We start from the raw sequence: 22,099 nt of genomic DNA, 5'->3' as shown, positions 1-22,099 counted from the left end.
GTAAATGAATGTAAATGATTCATTTTTTAATCGCTTCGGAAAGCAGTACCACCCTGCATTAGATTGGTTTATGGAAAAGGTTTTCCAACCAATTTTCAACACATGAAATTTTAAAAGTAAACTATTTGTAAATTATCAACAAGTGGTGGTACGATAGCTTTGCCAGGGATTATCACTCAGGAGTAGGATGAAACTTCTGAAAGATTGTTGGAAAAGAGGTGAATTGATTTGGAAGAGAAGAAATTACTCTTCAATATCGGACCAATTTGGTTTGATGGAACCATTGTTTTGATGGTGCTGTTGACGTGTATCATTGTTTTCGCCTTTGTCTATGCTTGTACGAGAAATATGAAGCTACGACCTAAAGGCAAACAAACGGTCATCGAATGGTTAGTGGATTTTATTCGTGGAATCATTACAGACAATTTACCTCGTAAAGAAGTGAGCAATTTTCATTTAATGGCGTTTACCCTGTTCATGTTTGTGCTTGTTTCAAACATCTTGGGTCTCGTTACAAAAATCGTTGTGGGCGACGATCTCAGCGTTTGGAAAAGTCCAACCGCCGATCCAATCGTAACCTTAACGTTAGCGATGATGATGATTGTCTTAACACACTTCTTTGGTATGAAACGCTTTGGTTTTAAAGGCTATCTAGTTAATAGTTATTTAAGACCCGTTGGTTTCTTACTACCGGTAAAATTAATGGAAGAATTCACGAATCTATTAACATTAGGCTTGCGTTTGTACGGAAACATTTTTGCCGGCGAAGTTCTATTGGGCTTAATTGCTGGAACCGTAGCAAGCGTCGGATTATGGGTTATCCCACTAGCAATTCCGCTAGAAATGATTTGGGTAGCATTCTCAATCTTTATTGGATGTATCCAAGCGTTTATCTTTGTGACACTTTCAATGGTTTATATGTCACACAAAATTGAAACAGAAGAATAATCAAGAAATACGAAGGACAAAAATTATCTTTTAGGAGGATTTTACACAATGGAAGGATTAAATTTTATCGCAGCAGCAATTGCAATTTTCGGTTCAGCTATCGGAGCCGCTATCGGTAACGGACAAGTTATTTCAAAAACAATCGAGTCAATGACTCGTCAACCAGAAATGTCTGGTCAATTAAGAACAACAATGTTTATCGGGGTCGCTTTAATCGAAGCTGTGCCAATTTTAGGTGTCGTTGTTTCTTTATTACTTTTATTCAGATAAGCAATAAAATGGAGGCAGGACGCTGATTATTATCGGGACCGTCACTGCTTTCTTCTATCTTTAGCCTTTTCAATAGCTAGTGATAAAGCAGTTGAAGAAGCTAAATCGATTTTTGCAAGAAAGGAAGTTGAGACTTCATGCTACTTACTATATTGGTAGTCGGTGAAACGGCTCCTAGTACCACACTAGGCACGATGATTGTTGTCAGTGGTGCATTTTTAATCTTGATGCTCTTATTAAAGAAATATGCATGGGGAGCAATCGTAGATATTTTGACACAACGTGAAGAAAAAATTGCCAACGATTTAGACTCTGCAGAACAATCTCGCGTAGCAGCAGCGAAAATGGAAAAAGAACGTCAACAACAATTACTTTCTTCCAGATCAGAAGCAGCTGAAATTATTAAAAACGCGAAAGAAAGTGGAGAACAGACTCGCCAAAAAACATTAAAAGAAACAACTGCGGAAGTTACTCGCTTACGCGAAAAAGCTCGGACAGATATTTCTCAAGAACGTGAAGAAGCATTGTCTTCAGTAAAAAATGAAGTGGCAGATCTTTCTCTTCAAATTGCAGCCAAAATTTTAAATAAAGAATTAACACCAGATGCACATGAAGCATTGATTGATTCTTATATTGAAAGTTTAGGTAAAGCAAATGAAACTAGATAAATATACAGTTGGTAAACGCTACGGCAAGGCTTTGTTTGAGTTGGCAGTTGAAAAGAACCAAGCTGAAGCAATTTATCAAGAATTATTGACGCTTCGCGAAGTCTATCACCAAGTACCTGGTATTGGCGATATTTTAAGTGATGATCGCTTAGAGCCTTATGAAAAAGACAGCATCATGGAAAAACTAGTAACAGGTTTTAGTGAAATGATGCAAAACTTTTTGCGAGTGGTTTACGAATATCGTCGCATGTATGATCTGCTCTTGATGATTGATGAATATGAACGACGTTATGATGAGCACCAAGGACTAATTTTGGGTTCAGTGACAACAGCCATTCCTTTATCGAAAGAACAACATCAAGCAATGGAAGAAAAAGCTGCCCAATTATTAGGGTATGAACAAGCGCATTTAGTCAATTTAATTGACCCGTCAATTGTCGGCGGAGTGGTTATTGAAGCAAACCATCAAGTAATCGATGGCAGCATCCGCAAACAATTAGAACATATGCAGCAGAAGTTATTAAAATAATCTTTAGGACTACAAAGAGGTGAATTGAATGGCTATCAAAGCAGAAGAAATCAGTGCCTTGATTAAAGAACAAATCGAAAACTATCAACAACAGCTTGCTGTTGAAGAAGTTGGAACAGTCACTTACGTCGGTGACGGAATTGCCCGCGCCCACGGTTTAGAAAATGCCATGAGTGGAGAACTTGTTGAGTTTTCAAACGGTTCATACGGAATGGCACAAAACTTAGAAACAAATGATGTAGGGATTATTATCCTTGGCGATTTTGAAACCATTCGTGAAGGAGATAAAGTACAACGCACAGGCAAAATCATGGAAGTACCCGTTGGGGAAGCTTTGATTGGCCGTGTCGTTAATCCATTAGGTCAACCATTAGATGGTTTAGGCGAAATTAAAACAGACAAAACACGTCCTGTGGAAGCAACAGCTCCCGGTGTTATGCAACGTCAATCTGTTGCTGAACCAATGCAAACTGGCTTAAAAGCCATTGATGCCCTAGTACCAATTGGTCGTGGACAACGGGAATTAGTTATTGGAGACCGTAAAACAGGGAAAACATCGATTGCAATTGATACAATTATTAACCAAAAAGGACAAGATGTAATTTGTATTTATGTAGCGATTGGTCAAAAAGAATCTACTGTTCGTAACCAAGTAGAAACACTTCGTAAATTTGGTGCCTTAGATTATACAATCGTTGTGACTGCAGGGGCTTCACAACCAGCACCATTACTTTACATTGCACCATATGCAGGAACTGCAATGGGTGAAGAATTCATGTATAACGGCAAACATGTCTTAATTATTTTTGATGACTTATCAAAACAAGCCGTGGCTTATCGTGAACTTTCTCTACTATTACGCCGTCCACCAGGTCGTGAAGCTTATCCAGGGGATGTCTTCTATTTACACTCACGTTTGTTAGAACGTGCAGCTAAATTAAGTGATGAATTAGGTGGCGGTTCAATGACAGCCTTACCATTCGTTGAAACACAAGCAGGCGATATTTCTGCTTATATTCCAACAAACGTTATTTCAATCACTGATGGACAAATTTTCTTAGAAAGCGACTTGTTCTATGCAGGCACTCGTCCAGCCGTTGATGCTGGGTTATCTGTTTCTCGGGTCGGAGGATCAGCGCAAATCAAAGCAATGAAAAAAGTTGCCGGAACGCTTCGTTTAGACTTAGCTAGTTACCGTGAGTTAGAAGCCTTTACACAATTTGGCTCTGATTTAGATGCGGCAACACAAGCTAAATTAAACCGTGGTCGTCGTACGGTAGAAATTTTAAAACAAAAACTACATGCGCCACTGCCTGTAGAAAAACAAGTCTTAATTTTATATGCGTTAACACACGGCTTTTTAGATAGCGTGAGCGTAGATAAAATTTTACACTTTGAACAAGATTTATTCGATTATTTTGATGGCAAACATGCAGACTTATTGGAAACCATTCGTACAACGAAAGACTTACCAGATACTGATGCATTAGATGCAGCGATTACAGAGTTTTCTGAAATGTTTGCAGCGGCAAACAACAGCGGAGATTCAGCCAAAGAAGCTTTAGAAAAAATCGATAACGCATAAGAGAGGTGAGCGACATTGGGTGCTTCATTAAACGAAATCAAACAACGCATTGCATCAACAAAAAAGACAAGCCAAATTACCAAAGCGATGCAAATGGTTTCTGCAGCCAAATTGACCAAGTCAGAAGGCGCCTCTAAAAGCTTTCAAGAATATTCTTCAAAAATTCGTAGCGTCGTTACGCATTTAGTAGCTGCTCAGTTAAGTGAATTACGTGAAACAGAACAATCTTCTCTTAGTGAAGGGAACTATCATGTGATGTTAGCACAACGACCTGTCAAAAAAACAGGCTATATCGTTATCACTTCTGACAAAGGGTTAGTTGGTGGCTACAATAGCTCAATCTTAAAACAAACCATGAGTATGATTCAAGAAGACCACGATTCTAATAAAGAATATGCCTTAATCGCCATTGGTGGTACAGGGGCGGATTTCTTTAAAGCACGCGGAATCGATGTTTCCTATGAGCTAAGAGGCTTAACGGATCAACCAACGTTTGAAGAAGTCCGTAAGATTGTGACAACGGCAACGACTATGTACCAAAACGAAGTGTTTGATGAATTGTATGTTTGTTATAATCACCACGTTAACTCACTAACGAGTCAGTTTCGTGTGGAAAAAATGTTGCCAATTACTGATTTAGATCCATCAGAGGCGACCTCTTACGAACAAGAATATCTTTTAGAGCCTTCACCTGAAGCAATCTTGGATCAATTATTACCACAATATGCAGAAAGCTTAATTTATGGGGCGATCATTGATGCGAAAACAGCAGAACATGCTGCTGGGATGACCGCCATGAAAACAGCCACTGACAATGCGCAAAATATTATTAGCGATTTAACAATTTCTTATAACCGTGCTCGTCAAGGGGCGATTACCCAAGAAATTACAGAAATTGTTGCTGGTGCAGCTGCACTAGAATAATCTAGTCTTACGTTTGAACGTTTGTAAAAAACGTTCAAAGCGTGTGACTTTATGAAGACTGGAGGAAAGAAATTATGAGTTCAGGAAAGATTGTTCAAGTAATCGGTCCCGTTGTTGACGTGGAATTTTCATTAGATCAATCCTTACCCGATATTAACAACGCTTTAGTCGTTTATAAAAATGGCGAAGCAAAACAAAAAGTAGTACTTGAAGTCGCTTTAGAACTAGGTGATGGAGTGATTCGTTCTATCGCCATGGAATCGACAGATGGTTTACAACGTGGAATGGAAGTTATCGATACAGGAAAATCAATTTCAGTTCCTGTTGGTAAAGATACATTGGGTCGTGTGTTTAACGTTTTAGGAGACACAATTGACTTAGAAGCGCCATTCCCTGCAGATGCTGAACGTAGTGGGATTCATAAAAAAGCGCCAGCATTTGATGAATTAAGTACCAGTAATGAAATTTTAGAAACAGGGATTAAAGTTATTGATTTATTAGCACCTTATCTAAAAGGTGGTAAAGTCGGACTTTTCGGTGGTGCCGGTGTTGGTAAAACCGTCTTAATTCAAGAATTAATTCATAATATTGCCCAAGAACATGGAGGGATTTCCGTCTTTACTGGTGTTGGTGAACGGACACGTGAAGGGAACGACCTGTACTATGAAATGAAAGATTCAGGCGTTATTGAAAAAACAGCCATGGTTTTTGGTCAAATGAACGAACCACCAGGTGCACGGATGCGTGTGGCCTTAACTGGGTTAACGATTGCTGAATATTTCCGTGATGTGGAAGGACAAGACGTGCTATTATTTATTGATAACATTTTCCGTTTCACCCAAGCCGGTTCAGAAGTTTCTGCCCTTTTAGGTCGGATGCCGTCAGCCGTAGGTTACCAACCAACCTTAGCGACTGAAATGGGACAATTACAAGAACGGATTACTTCAACGAAAAAAGGATCAATTACCTCTATTCAAGCAATCTATGTTCCAGCCGATGACTATACCGATCCAGCGCCAGCAACAGCGTTTGCCCATTTGGATGCAACAACTAACTTGGAACGTAAATTAACCGAACAAGGGATTTATCCAGCGGTAGATCCGTTAGCTTCATCTTCTAGTGCCTTGGCTCCTGAAATTGTTGGAGAAGAACACTACGAAGTGGCTACCGAAGTGCAACATATTTTACAACGTTACCGTGAATTACAAGATATCATCGCTATTTTAGGGATGGACGAATTATCAGATGATGAAAAAGTACTTGTTGGTCGCGCACGCCGTGTTCAATTCTTCTTATCTCAAAACTTTAACGTTGCTGAACAATTTACAGGTCAACCTGGTTCTTATGTACCAGTTGCGGAAACAGTTCGTGGCTTTAAAGAAATTCTTGAAGGTAAACATGATAATCTGCCAGAAGAAGCCTTCCGTAGTGTCGGTAAAATTGAAGATGCCATCGAAAAAGCGAAACAATTAAACTACTAGAAAGGCGGCAAACACAATGGATAGTCTTACTGTGAATGTAGTAACGCCGAATGGTCTAGTTTATGACCACCATGCAAAAATCGTTGTGGCGAAAACAACAGATGGTGAAATTGGTATTTTACCAAAACATGCGCCAATCATCGTTCCGCTAGCGATTGATGAAGTCCGCATCAAACGGACCGATTCAGATACACATGTTGACTGGGTAGCTGTAAATGGTGGTATCATGGAAGTCCGTGATAATGTCGTTTCTATTATTGCCGATAGTGCTGAACGTGAACGAGATATCGATGTACCTCGTGCTGAACGAGCAAAACAACGAGCAGAACGTTTAATTGAAGAAGCCAAAGCAAAAGATGACCGCGATCAACTACGTCGTGCGACTGTTGCTTTGCATCGTGCAATCAACCGGATCAACGTATCGAAACATGGGTAAAAAAAGGCTGAAGGATTCAGTCACTTTTGTAGAGTTTAAGGCGCTTGCTATTGAGTCAGGTGCCTTAAACTCTATTTCTTCGTATTTTTTAATAAATAGTGTCAAATTTTGGCATTTCAAGTGGATTAATTATCGGTTTTTATTATTTTGTGATAAAATGTTCCTACGTTAGAAAAAAGGAGGCTCCTTATGCAATACTATGGAGTAGATGCTATTGTTCGAATCGTTAGTCATCTTATGTTCATTTACATAAGTTTTTGGGCGTTGCAATCATTGCGTATTGAGCAATTTTTCAAAACCCAATTTACACCGCAAATTAGAATGCTGATGGTATTTTTAGCCATCGCTATCGGATACACAGTTAGCTCTTTTGCTTTAGAATTGATTGCGCTTTGTCGAAATCTTTTCATTGTGTATTTTCCTTAAAAATTGAAAAATAAAAAAAGGTACAATTTTTAGTTGAATAATGGTATAATAGTAAAGATTTTGAATAGGAATACCTATTCTCATTTTTTTGGGGGGAACAAAATGGAACAAATTATTGTTCATGGTGGTAATACAAAATTAGAAGGAACTGTAAAAATTGAAGGCGCCAAAAACGCTGTTTTACCAATTTTAGCAGCTACTCTTTTAGCTGAAGAAGGCGTTACTACTTTAAAAAATGTACCAATTTTATCTGATGTATTTACAATGAATCAAGTAATTAAGCATTTGAATGTAGCCATTGATTTTGATGAAGACGCGAATGAAGTAACAATAGACGCAACACAACCTTTAGGGATCGAAGCAAACTATGAGTACGTTAGTAAAATGCGTGCTTCTATCGTTGTAATGGGACCTTTATTGGCTCGTAATGGCCATGCCAAAGTGGCAATGCCAGGTGGCTGTGCCATTGGGAAACGACCAATTGATTTACACTTAAAAGGCTTCCAAGCATTAGGTGCAAAAATCATCCAAAAAAATGGTTATATTGAAGCAATTGCGGATGAACTAATCGGTAACACTATTTACTTAGACTTCCCAAGTGTCGGCGCTACGCAAAACATTATGATGGCTGCTGTTCGTGCGAAAGGAACAACCATCATTGAAAACGTCGCTCGTGAACCTGAAATCGTTGACTTAGCAAACATTTTAAACAAAATGGGTGCCAATGTTATCGGTGCTGGGACAGAAACGATGCGTATCGAAGGCGTCGATAAATTACATGCCGTAGAGCATTCAATCGTTCAAGATCGAATTGAAGCAGGTACGTTCATGGTAGCTGCAGCAATGACTGAGGGCAATGTTTTAATTGAAGAAGCAATTTCTGAACATAATCGTCCGCTAATTTCTAAATTAACTGAAATGGGTGCAATCATTGAAGAAGAAGAAAACGGCATCCGTGTAATTGGACCAAAACATCTAAAACCAACAGATGTTAAGACAATGCCGCATCCTGGTTTCCCAACAGACATGCAAGCGCAAATGACAGCGATCCAAATGTTTGCTGAAGGAACAAGCATCGTGACAGAAACAGTCTTTGAAAATCGTTACCAACACTTAGAGGAAATGCGTCGAATGAACGCTGACTTAAAAATTGACGGCAACATTGCCGTTATTAATGGTGGCAACGAGTTACAAGGAGCAGCAGTTGAAGCCACTGATTTACGGGCAGCTGCCGCATTGATTTTAGTAGGGTTACGTGCAAATGGCATTACACGTGTCTCTAATTTGAAATATTTAGATCGTGGCTATTATGAGTTCCATAAAAAACTTCAAAAATTAGGCGCGAACGTTGAACGTGTCAATGATGAAAAAATTGAAGAAAAACAAGCAACGACAGTAATCTAAAGGAGTCAAACGTATGAGTTCATTTCGTTATATTTTAGTAACATTATTGAAAATTCTAGTGGTCATTTCATTAGTCATTATCTTATTTGTTGTGGGAACAATGATTGGTTATGGTTTGATTGGAAATGGGAATCCAATGGATGTCTTTGATGAAAAAATTTGGACTCATATTATGAACTTCTTTAAATAAAAACTTATTTTAAGGCGGTGAACAAAAGTCAATTGACAATTGTTCATCGCCTTTTCTTTTTCCTGAATATCTATTTTATTCTATGCTATAATAATAGAAGTAAGATAATGAAGGAGTGGGATGGAAGATGCAAGCAACCGTAACAGAAATAGGCAAACATGCAATCGATGATTCAGAAAAAATGATTATTCTTTTTGGAGAAACTGCTACCGATACCTTGAAGCAACATGCAGTTATTCAATCATTCCCAGAAAAAGACCAAGTTACCTTGGCAGAAGGAGATCATCTGAAAATTGGCGATACAAATTATACAATCACAAAAGTGGGTTCTTTTGCCAATAGTAACTTGCAAAGTATCGCTCACAGCACTTTAATCTTTGCTGATGCACCAACCGATGAGGATGATGTTATCCGAAATGGTGTTTATTTAACGCCCCATCAGTTACCAAAGATAACGATTGGAACAACAATTGATTACTTAGTAAATGGAGCGTGAATCAATGGATAAAAAACAAACGACTGATAAACGCCTGTCTTGGTTTTGGCGTTGGTTTTTAAATAATCAAGTAGTAACAGCCTTACTGATTGTCTTATTGGTGCTGTTAATTATTCTAACTTTTACGAAAGTTTCTTATTTATTTAAGCCCGTCTGGCAGTTTTTCGGCGTTGTCGGCTTACCAGTAATTATGGCGGGGATTTTATATTATTTATTAAATCCGATTGTCGATTATTTAGAGAAAAAACAAATCTCACGTGTCTGGAGTATTATCGGCCTATTTATTTTAATTGTGGCACTACTCATTTGGGGTGGTATTGTAATCGTTCCTAAAATTCGTGAGCAATCTGTCAGCTTTGTGAATCATTTTCCTCAATATATTGATACAATTGATCAAAAATCGCAGGAAATATTAAGTGATCCACTTTTCGCGCAATTTAGAGAACAACTTGAAGCGGCAGGCGATAAAGTTGTCAGTTCGTTAGGTACCATCATTAAAAACGTCTCAACGTTCACAGTACAAGGAATTGGTAATTTCTTTGGGGCGGTGGCTACGATCTTTGTCGCCATCATTACGATGCCGTTTATTCTATTTTATTTACTGAAAGATGGCAAAAACTTAGCGCCATATTTAATGAAGTTTTTACCAGTGAAGATGCGTAAACCAACCTTAAAAGTTCTTGCAGAAGTCAATGATCAAGTCTCTTCTTATATTAGAGGACAATTAACTGTCGCTTTCGCAGTGGCAATTATGTTTATGATTGGTTTTTCTGTCATTGGCTTAGATTATGCAGTCACTTTAGGTATTGCAGCAGGCTTTTTAAATTTAATCCCTTATTTAGGGTCATTTTTAGCCATGATTCCAGCAGTCTTTTTAGGAATTGTCAGCGGGCCAGCTTTGTTAATTAAAGTCTTGATTGTTTTTGCCATTGAGCAAACGGTCGAAGGTCGGTTTATTTCACCACTTGTCCTAGGCAGTCAGTTATCCATTCATCCAGTCACCATTTTGGTTGTTTTATTAACGTCTGGTAAACTATTTGGGATTGTCGGGGTAATTTTAGGAATTCCTGTTTATGCCGCAGCTAAGGTGATAATTACACACATTTTTGAGTGGTACCAAATTGTTTCTGGTTTGTATGATGAAGATAAGCCAGATCAACAAGAATCTACGTAACAAAAGAGACAAGCAGTGAACGAACTGCTTGTCTCTTTTTGCTGTAAATCACTCGGAAAATTTAGAATGTTTTACCGTATTCAGTTGCTTTGGTCATAGCAGTATTTAAAAGTTCTTCCGCACGATCAGGGAAATGATCGATTCCTTCGATGAATAATCCGTCGACTTGATCAACACCAATAAAGTTTAGAATCGCTTTAATGTATTGAGAAGCAAAATCTTTTCCTTCGTAGAAGCCGCCATTTGATTGGATGTGTAAGGCTTTTTTACCACTTGTTAGAGGTTTTGGTCCTTCTGCAGTATATTGGAATGTTTTTCCAGCAACGTTGATTGTATCTACCCAAGCTTTTAAGCGTGTCGGTACGTTTAAGTTCCACATTGGATTAGCAATTACTACTTTGTCTGCAGATAAAAATTGATCAGTTAATTCATTAAAACGAGCCACTTTTTGTTGTTGGTTTTCGCTTAATGTTTCAAATGCTGCACCAGCGCGAAGTGCACCCCAAGCAGATAATAATTCTTCATCGATTTCCGGCATGTTTGTTTCTGGTGCATAAACATCTAAAATTTCGATTTCGTCTGATGGATTTGTTTCACGGTATGAAGCTAAAAATGTTTCTAACGCACGAACTGAGCGTGATTCTTCTTTTGTTAATGGATGTGCTTTAACAACTAATAATTTTGACATTGTGTAATCTCCTTAAAATAAATAGTTTAAAAATTCAACATCTCTATTTTACTAATAAAAAGTAAGAGAAAGCAAGTCTTTTTTTTACTTTTAGTAAACTTTTTTTTAAAATGGATCAAAAGAGTAAAAAATAAATAAAAATATTTTTTGGAAAGGCTTGCATATTAAAAAAAAGCGTGCTATTATTACTTTGTAAATAAGGATTGTTACTGCTTTGCAGGCAAAACCAGAGTCTTCCATTAACACAATCAGTGGAGGGATTCTGGGCTTTTTTTATAAAAAAGTGAGGTTGCATTCATCATGAGGATTGAAAAAGTTTTAAATAATAATGTCGTGCTTTCAAGAAATGAGCAAGGCGAAGAAATTGTTTATATGGGACGCGGCTTAGCCTTTCAAAAGAAGATTGGAGACACGATCAATCCAGATTATGTTGAAAAGGAATTCGTGTTAAAGGACTCCGCTATGGCAGGGCAATTCCAGCAGCTGTTTGAAGACGTCCCCACCAAAGAAGTAGAAGTCGTCAAACAAATCGTTGATTTAGCAGAAACAACGCTAGCGATTGAGCTTTCATCAAATATTTATTTAACTTTAACGGATCATATTCACTATGCGTTACTTCGAGCCAAAGAAGGAATTGATATTCCGAATCCTCTTGTATTCGAAACACGCAAATTTTATCCTAAAGAATTTGAAATCGCAAAGCAAGCATTAGCAATTATTGCTGAAAAGCTAGGGGTTCAATTTTCAGAAAATGAAGCGGGCTTCATTGCTTTTCATATTGTGAATGCTGAACAAGGAAATGGCAATATGGAAGTTACCATGGAAGCAACCAAGATGGTTCGTGATATTTTAACGATTATTAGTCGCTACTTTGGACAGGTGTTTGATGAAGATTCATTGAACTATCAACGAATTGTTACACATCTTCAATATTTTGCGCAACGTTATTTAAAACAAGAAGCGCATGATGAGGAGGACGAATTTCTTTTTGCATTGGTCCAAGGAAAGTATCCTAAGGCGTTTCAAGCGGTCCAACGTATTAATGAGTATTTATTAAAAAGCTATGATCGACCAATTGATCAAGCGGAAATGATTTATTTAACCATTCATATCCAAAGAGTGGTCAATGATAAAAAAGCATAACAACCAATAATCGCGGATTGTTACTGATAATGCAGGCAAAACCTAGATTGAAAAAACCGATAACGATTTTCGCAGACTGCGCAGCTGTGAAGAGAAGGATCTGGCTCTTTTTCAATGTAGGTTTTTTTGATATTAAAAATTAATGGAAATGAGGATCTAGAGATGAGTAAAAATCAAGAAATTGCAGCACGTGTGTTAAAAGCTGTTGGGGGCGAAGGCAACGTTAATAGTGTTGTTCACTGTGCTACGCGCTTACGTTTTAAATTAAAAGATGAGAATAAAGCAGATACAGCTGCATTGAATGCTGACCCAGATGTTATTCAGGTAGTTCAAAGTGCAGGACAATATCAAGTGGTTATTGGCAGTCACGTTAGTGATGTCTATAAGGATTTGATGGCCAACAGTGGACTAGGTAATGATTCTGATAATAGAGAAAAAGAAAGTGGCGGAAATATTTTTAACCGTTTAATTGATATTATTTCTTCTATTTTTACACCGTTTTTAGGTGCAATGGCCGGCGCTGGGGTTCTAAAAGGCTTCTTAACATTAGCTGTAACTATGGGCTGGTTAGCTGACACTTCAGGCGTATATCTTGTTCTCTTTTCGATTGCAGATGGCTTATTTACTTTCTTACCAATTATGTTAGCGTTTACGGCTGCTAAAAAATTCAATACTAATCCCTTTTTAGCGGTTGCTTTGGCGATGGCCTTGGTTCATCCCAGCATTACTGCTTTAGCAGGCAAAACAATTAGCTTTGCTGGTCTTCCAGTGATTATTGGGCCAAGTGGCTATACTTCTTCGGTTTTACCAATTATTTTGGCTGTTTTTGCACAAAGTTATGTAGAACGTTTCTTCAAAAAAGTAATTCCGAGTTTTCTACAAATTATCTGCGTTCCGTTAGCTGTTTTCCTTATTATGGCACCTGTTACCTTCTTAGCTATTGGTCCTATCGGGACGGTCATTGGCGATTGGTTGGGACAAGGATACAACGCAATTTACGCTTTTAGTCCAATTATCGCAGGGTTATTAATGGGTTCGTTGTGGCAAGTCTTGGTAATGTTTGGTATGCATTGGGGCTTTGTACCAATTATGATGTTAAACTTAACACAAGGTGGCGATACGATGGTACCAATGTTATTACCAGCCGTTATTGCACAAGGCGGGGCTGCTTTAGCTGTCTTTTTCCTAACAAAAAATGTGAAACTAAAAGGTTTGGCTTTGTCTTCAAGTATTACGACTATTTTTGGAATTACTGAACCAACTGTATATGGCGTGACTTTACCATTGAAAAAACCATTTATTGCAGCTTGTATTGGTGGCGGTATCGGTGGAGCATTTGTGGCTATGAATCACGTGAAAAACTTTACGTTTGGCTTGGTTAGTATGTTGAGCTTGCCTGGCTTTATTCCTGCAGAGACAAAAGATACTGCACCGATGATTACTGGTGCAATTGGTGCCGGAATTGCCTTTATCATTGCGTTTGTCTTAACGTTTGTCTTACGTTTTGAAGATCAACCTAATCCAGAAACAGCAACTGAAAAAACAGCAACTGATAAGATGGTGGCACCTGTAAAAACGAATCAAGAAGACAAAATTATTTTAGTAAGTCCACTTCAAGGTGAAATTTTACCGCTAGAAAAAGTACAAGACCCTGTTTTTGCGTCAGGTGCTTTAGGAAAAGGTGTTGCAATTGAGCCGACTGAAGGCAAACTATATGCACCCGCAGATGGTGAAATCACCACATTATTTCCGACAGGACATGCTGTTGGCTTGACGACAACAGAGGGCGTTGAATTATTAATGCATATTGGCATGGATACAGTCGAATTAGATGGTAAAGGCTTTGAATTATCAGTGAAACAAGGTGATTCTGTTAAAAAGGGAGATTTGCTGGTTACTTTTGATATTGCTGCCATTAAAGAAGCTGGTTATCCAGTAGTTACACCGATTGTGGTAACGAATACGAATGATTATTTAGATGTTTTGGATATGAACCAAACAGACGTGTTACATGGTGAAGACTTTTTAGCCATTATTAAATAAAAGACAATTGGAGGAGGAACAAGTATGACAACAACGACAAAATTTCCAAAAGGATTTTTATGGGGCGGTGCGACCGCAGCCAATCAATTAGAAGGGGCTTACTTAGCCGACGGTAAAGGTTTATCTGTGGCAGATGCGATGCCGGGAGGAAAACAACGTTTCGCTATTTTAGGAGATGAAGCGTTTGATTGGACGATTGACGAAACGAAATATCGCTACCCTAATCATACAGGAATTGATCACTATGATCGCTTTAAAGAGGACATTGCGTTGTTTGCTAAAATGGGCTTCAAATGTTATCGGTTTTCAATTGCGTGGTCGCGTATTTTTCCACAAGGAGATGAAACACAACCGAATGAAGCCGGCTTGAAATTTTATGATGCGGTTATCGATGAATGTTTAAGCTATAACATTGAACCAGTAATTACGATTTCTCATTATGAAATGCCACTGCATTTAGCGAAAGAATACGGCGGGTGGAAAAATCGTCAATTAGTTGACTTTTATGAACGTTTTGCGGAAACTGTTTTAACACGTTACCACCAAAAAGTTAACTATTGGATGACATTCAATGAAATTAATTCAGCTTTTCATTTCCCAGCACTTAGTCAAGGATTGGTAAAAAGCAATGGAGCCAATGATTATCAAAACATTTTCCAAGCATGGCATAATCAATTTGTTGCAAGTAGTAAAGCTGTAAAAATTGGCCATGAATTAAATCCAGAATTAAAAATTGGATGTATGATTATTTATGCAACAACGTATGGCATTGATTCGAATCCAGTCAATCAAGTTGCTACAATGATTGAAAACCAAGAGTTTAATTATTATTGTACAGATGTTCAAGTTCGTGGTGAATATCCAGCATACGCAGAACGCATATATCAAAAATATGCTGTGAAAGACTTAGTCATTGAAGAAGGCGATTTAGAATTATTAAAAGAATACCCAGTGGATTACATTGGCTTTAGTTATTATATGTCGACTGCTGTCGATGTTACTGGTACTACCAACGATACAGCAAATGGGAATCTTTTAGGCGGCGTTAAAAATCCCTTCTTAGAAGCAAGTGAATGGGGTTGGCAAATTGATCCCGAAGGCTTACGAATTGCCCTAAATGAATTATATAATCGTTATCAAAAACCTTTATTTATTGTGGAAAACGGCTTAGGTGCAATTGATAAAGTAGACGAAAATTTCTATGTGGCAGACGACTATCGGATTGATTATTTACGTCGTCATATTGAAGCAATGGCAGAAGCAGTTGCAGATGGCGTCGATTTAATGGGCTATACGCCGTGGGGCTGTATTGATTTAGTCAGTGCTTCCACAGGTGAAATGAGTAAACGGTATGGGTTTATTTACGTTGATTTAGACGATGAAGGAAATGGTACTAAAAACCGTTATGAAAAAAAATCGTTTAATTGGTACAAACAAGTTATCGAAACTAATGGACAAAACTTAGACTAGTTATTGTAATTAAACAAAACAAGATAAGCGTAGCAGGTTGTTGCTTCTGTTCCCGCCGTCTATTAATTTTTAAGCTTGGGCCAAAAATCTAAAGTGATTTTTGGCCCAAGCTCTTTTTTGTCAATTTTTCAAAATAGTGCACAATACGTTATAATAGAAACAACTGAGAGGAGCGTTTCTAATGATTAAGCAATTACAACATCCATTTTTTGTTATTATGGGTCCTAGTGGTTCTGGCAAGACCGCAATTACAAGTAAGGTTTTTCCGAAAAACTATAAAGTTATCTCGCATACTACGAGGAAAAAACGGTTGGATGAAGTGGATGGTGTGGATTACTATTTTGAAACAAAAGCAAGTTTTCAAACCTTGATTGAAATCAATCAGTTAGTGGAGTATGATTTTTACCATGGAAACTATTACGGTGTCGGTGTAGCTGCCATCGTTGAAACAACGAAAGAGCATCCAGCCTATAATGCGTTAACTTTTCCAGGCTTTCAAGCGGTCTTTGAGCGTTTTGGTGAGTCCGTCATTCCAGTTTTTTTTGACGTTTCAAAAGAAAATATTTATCAACGTTTAAAGCAACGAGAATCTGATCCTAAAATTATTGAAGAACGTTTAAACCTTTATGATCAAGAAATTCTTATCAAAAACCAATTGGAACAATATCCTAATTATCAACGAATAGATGCCAATGGACCTATAAAAGAGGTCGCTGGCTTGTTACAAGAATGCATCAAACACTATTATTAATCAAGCAACTGGTGAGACAGAATCTAACATCAATTTTGTCTTGCTAGGTGCTTGATTTTTTTTTGTAAAAAACTTGCATTCTGAATAGAGAGTGCTATAATGACATGGTGTCATATGACAATGTGTCATAAAAGGGAGGAACACAAATATGCCTACGAATACGTTTTTTCATTTGCCAGAAGAAAAGCAACAACGCTTATTAGATGCTGCGCAAATTGAATTTTCGCGCCATTCTTTACAAGAAGCGTCAATTGCAAATATTGTTAAATTAGCGGAAATTCCTCGCGGTAGCTTTTATCAATATTTTGAGAACAAAGAAGATTTGTATTTTTATTACTTTGCGACATTAAGAAAAAATAGTGAACGAGATTTAGAGAAACAAATTATTGCAGAAAATGGTGATTTAATCGAAGCCATGGATGTCTATTTCTCCAAAATGATTGTCGAAGTGCTAACTGGAGAGAATGCTTCTTTCTATCGGAATTTATTTGTCAACATGGATTATCGTGCTTCACGTCGGGTGACGGATAATTTAGCGACTGGAGAAGAGGAAAAAAATAGGAAACAGCACTGTCATAAGCATAGAGGAAGAAAAGGCCATGCTGCCTATGCAGAACATCTTTATCAAATAATTGATCGTTCGAAATTAACCATTGAAACGCCAAAAGAATTCACATGGTTCATGCAGACGGCGATGCATGCCGTTTTCTCAACAATTGTTGATGGGTATCGTCAACAAAGAGAAAATACTGCCTATGATTCAACTGAAGCAGTCAAACAATTAAAAATGAAATTAAATTGGTTGAAAAATGGCGCTTATAAGTAGCAAAAAGGAGGAGAAGTTAGTTGATTAAACTAGTCAAACGGATGTCGTTATGGTCGGTCTTTGCAGCGGTTGTATTTATGATCGTACAAATTATCGCAGATTTATATCTGCCCACATTAACATCTAATATCATTAATGACGGTGTCGCTAAAGGAGATATTAACTATATTTGGAGTACAGGAGTTGTCATGTTAGGCTTTTCTTTGATTAGCATTGTCGCTTCTATTGGAAATACCTTTTTTGCCACCAAAGAATCACAAAGTTTAGGTAAAAAATTACGGACTGATATTTATCGAAAAGTTGAAAATTTTTCTAATAATGAATTTGACAAATTCGGGACAGCTTCGCTAATTACACGAACAACCAATGATGTCAATCAGATTCAAATGGTTATGCAAATGTTTTTACGTTTAATGATTAACGCACCTTTAACGTTAATTGGTGCAAGTTTTATGGCGTATAACAAGGACCCACAATTAACGAAAATTTTTCTATATGTTTTACCAATTATGGCTGTTTTAGTGGGCGGTATCATGTTTTTAGCGGTTCCGTTATTTAAAAGCATGCAAAAGAAAACAGACCGTTTAAATTTAGTTTTTCGTGAAGGACTGACAGGGGTTCGTGTGATTCGGGCCTTTGGCAAAGCAAACTATGAAGAACAACGTTTTGATGAAGCTAATAAGGATTATACACAAACGGCGATTAAAGTGAATACGATTGTCGCTTTGATGATTCCTTTAATGACACTCATTATGAGTGGTACCAATATTGCAATCACCTGGTTTGGCGGTCATTATATTGCGGAAATGCAACTAGAAGTAGGGAACTTAATCGCCTTTATGACTTATGCCATGCAAATTCTGATGAGTTTCATGATGTTATCTATGATTTTTGTCATGGTACCGCGGGCGCAAGCTTCTGCTGATCGGATTAATGAGGTGCTAAATACTGATTCAGAAATCAAAGATGTACCCAATCCAGAACTACTCTCTCTAAAAGGCGACAAAGCAACATTGGCATTTGAACATGTTAATTATCGTTACCAGCATGCTGAAAACTTAGCACTGGAAGATATAGATTTTTCAGCAAAATCTGGGGAGACGGTCGCGATTATTGGTGGGACTGGTTCTGGGAAAACAACGCTGGTTAATCTTTTACCACGTTTTTATGATGTTGAATCTGGCAAAATTTTGCTAAATGGTAAAAACATTAAAGATACGTCACAGCATAATTTACGAGAAATGATTGGCTTTGTACCGCAAAAGGCTGTTTTATTTACAGGAACGATTCGTGAAAATATGCAATACGGCGCCCCAAATGCGACCGATGAAGAAATTTGGCAAGCTTTAGAAATCGCGCAGGCGAAGGCGTTTGTTTCAGAATTGGCAGAAGGTTTGGATAGTCATGTCGAACAAGGCGGCGGTAATTTTTCTGGCGGACAACGCCAGCGGTTGGCTATTGCTCGTGCTTTAGTAAAACCAGCAGATGTCTATGTTTTTGATGATTCCTTTTCTGCATTGGATTTCAAAACAGATGCTAATTTAAGAAAAGCCTTAAAAGAGCAGATGACGGATGCAATTGTCGTTTTAGTGGCTCAACGTGTAAGTACGGTTATGGAAGCATCGACAATTTTAGTATTAGACGAAGGGAAATTAGTTGGTAAAGGAACGCATGAAGAGTTATTAGCGAATAACCAAACGTATCAAGAAATTGTACATTCTCAATTGAGAGAGGAGGACCTTGCATGAGTAGTCGACCAAAAGGCGGACCAATGGGCGGTGGACCAGGACGCAACATTGGCGCAAAAGGGCCAAAACCAAAAAATTTCTGGAAAACAGTGAAACGTTTATTTCGATACATGTCTAAACGAATGCTGTCAATTATTGCTGTCTTAGTGTTAGCAATCGCAGCCGTCGTTTTCCAAATCCAAACACCAAAAGTATTAGGACAGGCAACAACTGAAATTTTTAAAGGCGTCATGAAAGGCGCTGCTGAAATGAAACAAGGCTTAAAAATAACTTCTTTCCCAATTGATTTTGACAAAATCGGTCAAATTTTATTAATTGTTATTGCCATGTACCTTATTTCTGCTGTCTTTAATTTCTTACAGCAAGTAATTATGACACGTGTTTCACAGCGAACAGTTTATGAATTACGTCAAGAATTAGAAGCGAAAATGAACAAAGTTCCAATTTCCTATTATGATACTCATAGTAATGGGGACATTATGTCGCGGGCAATTAACGACATGGATAATATTGCGAGTACTTTACAACAAAACTTAACCCAATTAATTACCAGTATCGTGACATTTGTGGGTGTACTTTGGATGATGCTGACCATTAGCTGGCAGTTAACACTAATTGCCTTAGCAACAGTGCCATTAAGTTTAATTGTTGTGATGGTTGTGGCGCCTCGCTCGCAAAAACATTTTGCGGCTCAACAAAAAAGCTTAGGATTATTGAATAACCAAGTCGAAGAAACCTACGGTGGTCACGTAGTAGTAAAAAGTTTCAACCACGAAGAAAGTGATCAAGAAGTATTTGAAAAAGAAAATGAAAAATTATATCATGCTGGTCGCAAAGCACAATTTATTTCAGCGATCATTATGCCTTTAATGAACTTTATCAAAAATCTAGGCTATGTGTTTGTTGCAGTCCTTGGTGGCGTAAAAGTAGCGAATGGTATGATGGATTTAGGGGATGTTCAAGCATTTCTTCAATATACCAATCAATTTTCACAACCGATTACTCAAATCGCTAATTTAATGAATACAATCCAAGCTACGGTGGCTTCGGCAGAACGTGTCTTTGAAGTATTAGATGAAGAAGAAATGGTGGATGAACCTTCTGGCGTACCAGTGGAAACAGATAGTCCTTATCGTGTTTCTTTTGAACATGTTGCTTTTGGCTATTCACCAGAGAAATTATTAATGAAAGATTTCAATTTAAATGTTAAACCTGGGGAAATGGTCGCAATCGTGGGCCCAACAGGTGCTGGGAAAACAACCCTAATTAACTTATTGGAACGCTTCTATGATATTAGTAGCGGCAGCATCAAATATGATGGCGTTGATACGCGCGATTTATCTCGCGAAGAGTTGCGAGCACACTTTTCAATGGTTCTTCAAGATACTTGGTTGTTCACTGGAAGTATCTATGACAATATTCATTATGGTAATGACCAAGCGAGCGAAGAAGAAGTGATCCGTGCGGCGAAAGCAGCCCATGTGGATGATTTTGTCAGAAAATTACCAGAAGGCTATCAAACGATTCTAAATGAAGAAGCCAGCAATATTTCTCAAGGTCAACGACAATTAATTACAATTGCTCGAGCATTCTTAGCAAATCCAGACGTTTTAATTTTGGATGAAGCCACCTCAAGTGTGGACACTCGAACAGAAATACTGATTCAAGCAGCAATGAATCGTTTATTGGAGAATCGGACCAGCTTTGTAGTCGCTCATCGCTTGTCGACTATCCGTGATGCCGATACGATTATCGTTATGGCAGAAGGTTCAATTGTAGAAACAGGAACCCACGATGAATTAATGGCGAAAAACGGTTTTTATGCTGATTTATATAACAGTCAGTTTTCAGAAGAAGTAGCCTAAAAGGCGAAGAAAAAAATAGTAATTCATGATGGGGCTGAAGGAGCCATAGTCGTAAAGACTGGTTCCTGAAGCCTTATTTTTTTAACAAAAAGTTAGCGAAATTGAAAAATTTCTATTTTCTTTTGAGAAAAACAGGATATTACTTGATGAAATAGCAAGAGATGTATAAAATGGGAGAGAAGAAAATGGAGGTAACAGAAAAAATGACTGAATTTCAATTAGAAAAAGCTGCGACATTAAAAACAATTGCCATTCGTGCGAAAAAAGTTGGCGAAATGGTCGACTTTTATAAAAAAGTAATGGGTTTTGTTTTAAAGTCAGAAGAAAATAACCTGTCTATCTGGGGTACACGTGAAGCAGGAACGCAATTATTAATTTTAGAAGAAACTAGAAAAGCCGAAGATTTTCATAATGAAGAAAAGCAAATGGCTTATTTTTCAATTAAAGTTCCTACGGAAAAAGAATTTTTACAAATTGCTCAACGAGTGCTTGAACAAGACTATCCAATTGATGAAAGTTTCCAAATTGGCACACGTCAAAGCATGTTCATTACTGATCTTGAAGGCAATCAATTTGAGATTTTTCACGATGAAGCAACAGCAAATTCGACTTCTGAAAAGCAACCGATTGTGCTTAAAGATCTTATCAGTGAGGACTTAGAGCCACATCAAGGGTTAGCCGCTGGGTCATATTTAGCGCATGTGCAATTAAAAACAAACAATCAAAAAGAAATAAAAGCATACTATGAGGAAGTTCTGGGTTTAAAACACAATGAAAAAGATCAATTTGTTTTAGAAGATGGCAAAGCAACTATTGGATTCCAAAAACCTGAAACAAGTGAAGTGGATCAATTACCTGATCCACACTTAGGTTTAGATTTCTTTACCATTAAGCTCTCTGATCAAGACCATATTTTAGCAATGGAGCAACAATTAACGGCAAAAAATCAAGAGTTCTTTATTGACCAGAAAAAAGCGATTGTCACTGTGTTTGATCCAATTGGCTTGGAATGGTGGTTTGTCTTAAAATAAACG

At 37.7% G+C, this 22,099-nt stretch carries 22 protein-coding genes; 21 read left to right on the top strand and 1 reads right to left on the bottom strand.

Going from position 1 to position 22,099, the window contains the following annotated elements; all coding sequences use genetic code 11:
* Positions 1–228: 228 nt before the first annotated feature.
* The 13 genes from atpB (at position 229) to IGM13_RS10580 (ending at position 10,531) form a co-directional block, all read left to right on the top strand.
* Positions 229–948, top strand: coding sequence for a F0F1 ATP synthase subunit A (gene atpB, locus IGM13_RS10640; RefSeq protein WP_002356551.1), 720 nt, complete (start codon positions 229–231; stop codon positions 946–948).
* A 48-nt stretch (positions 949–996) separates the two neighbouring features.
* On the top strand, positions 997–1,218 hold the full coding sequence (gene atpE / locus IGM13_RS10635; protein ID WP_002356552.1) for an ATP synthase F0 subunit C: 222 nt from the start codon (positions 997–999) through the stop codon (positions 1,216–1,218).
* 137 nt (positions 1,219–1,355) lie between these two features.
* Positions 1,356–1,886 (top strand): F0F1 ATP synthase subunit B, encoded by a 531-nt coding sequence (gene atpF / locus IGM13_RS10630; RefSeq protein WP_002362573.1) that lies wholly within the window; start codon positions 1,356–1,358, stop codon positions 1,884–1,886.
* Positions 1,873–2,415 (top strand): ATP synthase F1 subunit delta, encoded by a 543-nt coding sequence (gene atpH, locus IGM13_RS10625; protein ID WP_002356554.1) that lies wholly within the window; start codon positions 1,873–1,875, stop codon positions 2,413–2,415. Before atpF ends, atpH begins: the two co-directional genes overlap by 14 nt.
* Before the next feature lie 28 nt (positions 2,416–2,443).
* Positions 2,444–4,000: a F0F1 ATP synthase subunit alpha gene (atpA, locus tag IGM13_RS10620; protein WP_002356555.1), complete on the top strand. Its 1,557-nt coding sequence runs from the start codon at positions 2,444–2,446 to the stop codon at positions 3,998–4,000.
* A gap of 15 nt (positions 4,001–4,015) precedes the next feature.
* The gene (locus tag IGM13_RS10615) at positions 4,016–4,924 is read left to right on the top strand and encodes a F0F1 ATP synthase subunit gamma (protein ID WP_002359606.1); all 909 of its coding nucleotides are present in this window, start codon (positions 4,016–4,018) and stop codon (positions 4,922–4,924) included.
* A gap of 74 nt (positions 4,925–4,998) precedes the next feature.
* Positions 4,999–6,405 (top strand): F0F1 ATP synthase subunit beta, encoded by a 1,407-nt coding sequence (gene atpD / locus IGM13_RS10610; RefSeq protein ID WP_002356558.1) that lies wholly within the window; start codon positions 4,999–5,001, stop codon positions 6,403–6,405.
* Positions 6,406–6,421: 16 nt separating this feature from the next.
* Positions 6,422–6,841 carry a F0F1 ATP synthase subunit epsilon gene (locus tag IGM13_RS10605; RefSeq protein WP_002356559.1) on the top strand — a complete coding sequence of 140 codons (420 nt, stop codon included), beginning with the start codon at positions 6,422–6,424 and terminating at the stop codon, positions 6,839–6,841.
* 189 nt (positions 6,842–7,030) lie between these two features.
* Complete coding sequence (locus IGM13_RS10600) at positions 7,031–7,267, top strand: DUF1146 family protein (RefSeq protein WP_002367155.1); 237 nt, start codon at positions 7,031–7,033, stop codon at positions 7,265–7,267.
* A gap of 102 nt (positions 7,268–7,369) precedes the next feature.
* The gene (murA, locus tag IGM13_RS10595) at positions 7,370–8,671 is read left to right on the top strand and encodes a UDP-N-acetylglucosamine 1-carboxyvinyltransferase (RefSeq protein WP_002356562.1); all 1,302 of its coding nucleotides are present in this window, start codon (positions 7,370–7,372) and stop codon (positions 8,669–8,671) included.
* Between the two features lie 13 nt (positions 8,672–8,684).
* Positions 8,685–8,861 carry a DNA-directed RNA polymerase subunit beta gene (locus tag IGM13_RS10590; protein WP_002356564.1) on the top strand — a complete coding sequence of 59 codons (177 nt, stop codon included), beginning with the start codon at positions 8,685–8,687 and terminating at the stop codon, positions 8,859–8,861.
* A 127-nt stretch (positions 8,862–8,988) separates the two neighbouring features.
* Positions 8,989–9,357, top strand: coding sequence for a PTS glucitol/sorbitol transporter subunit IIA (locus IGM13_RS10585; RefSeq protein WP_002356567.1), 369 nt, complete (start codon positions 8,989–8,991; stop codon positions 9,355–9,357).
* Between the two features lie 4 nt (positions 9,358–9,361).
* The gene (locus tag IGM13_RS10580) at positions 9,362–10,531 is read left to right on the top strand and encodes an AI-2E family transporter (RefSeq protein ID WP_002381494.1); all 1,170 of its coding nucleotides are present in this window, start codon (positions 9,362–9,364) and stop codon (positions 10,529–10,531) included.
* A gap of 61 nt (positions 10,532–10,592) precedes the next feature.
* Here the strand turns inward: IGM13_RS10580 and IGM13_RS10575 are convergent, their stop codons facing one another.
* Positions 10,593–11,219, bottom strand: a complete 627-nt coding sequence (locus IGM13_RS10575) for an FMN-dependent NADH-azoreductase (protein WP_002367152.1) — start codon at positions 11,217–11,219, stop codon at positions 10,593–10,595.
* Between the two features lie 300 nt (positions 11,220–11,519).
* Between IGM13_RS10575 and licT the strand changes: the two genes are divergently transcribed.
* The 8 genes from licT to IGM13_RS10535 all read left to right on the top strand — a co-directional run bounded on the left by licT (position 11,520) and on the right by IGM13_RS10535 (position 22,096).
* Positions 11,520–12,362: a BglG family transcription antiterminator LicT gene (gene licT, locus IGM13_RS10570; RefSeq protein ID WP_002359608.1), complete on the top strand. Its 843-nt coding sequence runs from the start codon at positions 11,520–11,522 to the stop codon at positions 12,360–12,362.
* Between the two features lie 162 nt (positions 12,363–12,524).
* Positions 12,525–14,405, top strand: a complete 1,881-nt coding sequence (locus tag IGM13_RS10565) for a beta-glucoside-specific PTS transporter subunit IIABC (RefSeq protein ID WP_002367151.1) — start codon at positions 12,525–12,527, stop codon at positions 14,403–14,405.
* Positions 14,406–14,429: 24 nt separating this feature from the next.
* The gene (locus tag IGM13_RS10560) at positions 14,430–15,875 is read left to right on the top strand and encodes a glycoside hydrolase family 1 protein (RefSeq protein ID WP_002382651.1); all 1,446 of its coding nucleotides are present in this window, start codon (positions 14,430–14,432) and stop codon (positions 15,873–15,875) included.
* A gap of 181 nt (positions 15,876–16,056) precedes the next feature.
* A complete protein-coding gene (locus IGM13_RS10555; RefSeq protein ID WP_002409632.1) occupies positions 16,057–16,626 on the top strand; it encodes a guanylate kinase in 570 nt (189 codons plus the stop codon).
* A gap of 148 nt (positions 16,627–16,774) precedes the next feature.
* Positions 16,775–17,452: a TetR/AcrR family transcriptional regulator gene (locus IGM13_RS10550; RefSeq protein WP_002367146.1), complete on the top strand. Its 678-nt coding sequence runs from the start codon at positions 16,775–16,777 to the stop codon at positions 17,450–17,452.
* Between the two features lie 20 nt (positions 17,453–17,472).
* On the top strand, positions 17,473–19,200 hold the full coding sequence (locus tag IGM13_RS10545; RefSeq protein WP_002379719.1) for an ABC transporter ATP-binding protein: 1,728 nt from the start codon (positions 17,473–17,475) through the stop codon (positions 19,198–19,200).
* Positions 19,197–21,065: an ABC transporter ATP-binding protein gene (locus IGM13_RS10540; protein ID WP_002356577.1), complete on the top strand. Its 1,869-nt coding sequence runs from the start codon at positions 19,197–19,199 to the stop codon at positions 21,063–21,065. Before IGM13_RS10545 ends, IGM13_RS10540 begins: the two co-directional genes overlap by 4 nt.
* A 161-nt stretch (positions 21,066–21,226) precedes the next feature.
* On the top strand, positions 21,227–22,096 hold the full coding sequence (locus IGM13_RS10535) for a VOC family protein (protein ID WP_002411330.1): 870 nt from the start codon (positions 21,227–21,229) through the stop codon (positions 22,094–22,096).
* Positions 22,097–22,099 lie beyond the last annotated feature (3 nt).

This window comes from Enterococcus sp. DIV0561 (assembly GCF_050539875.1).
GTDB classification, from domain to species: Bacteria; Bacillota; Bacilli; order Lactobacillales; family Enterococcaceae; genus Enterococcus; species Enterococcus faecalis.
This window is presented reverse-complemented; position numbering and strand designations above follow the sequence as displayed.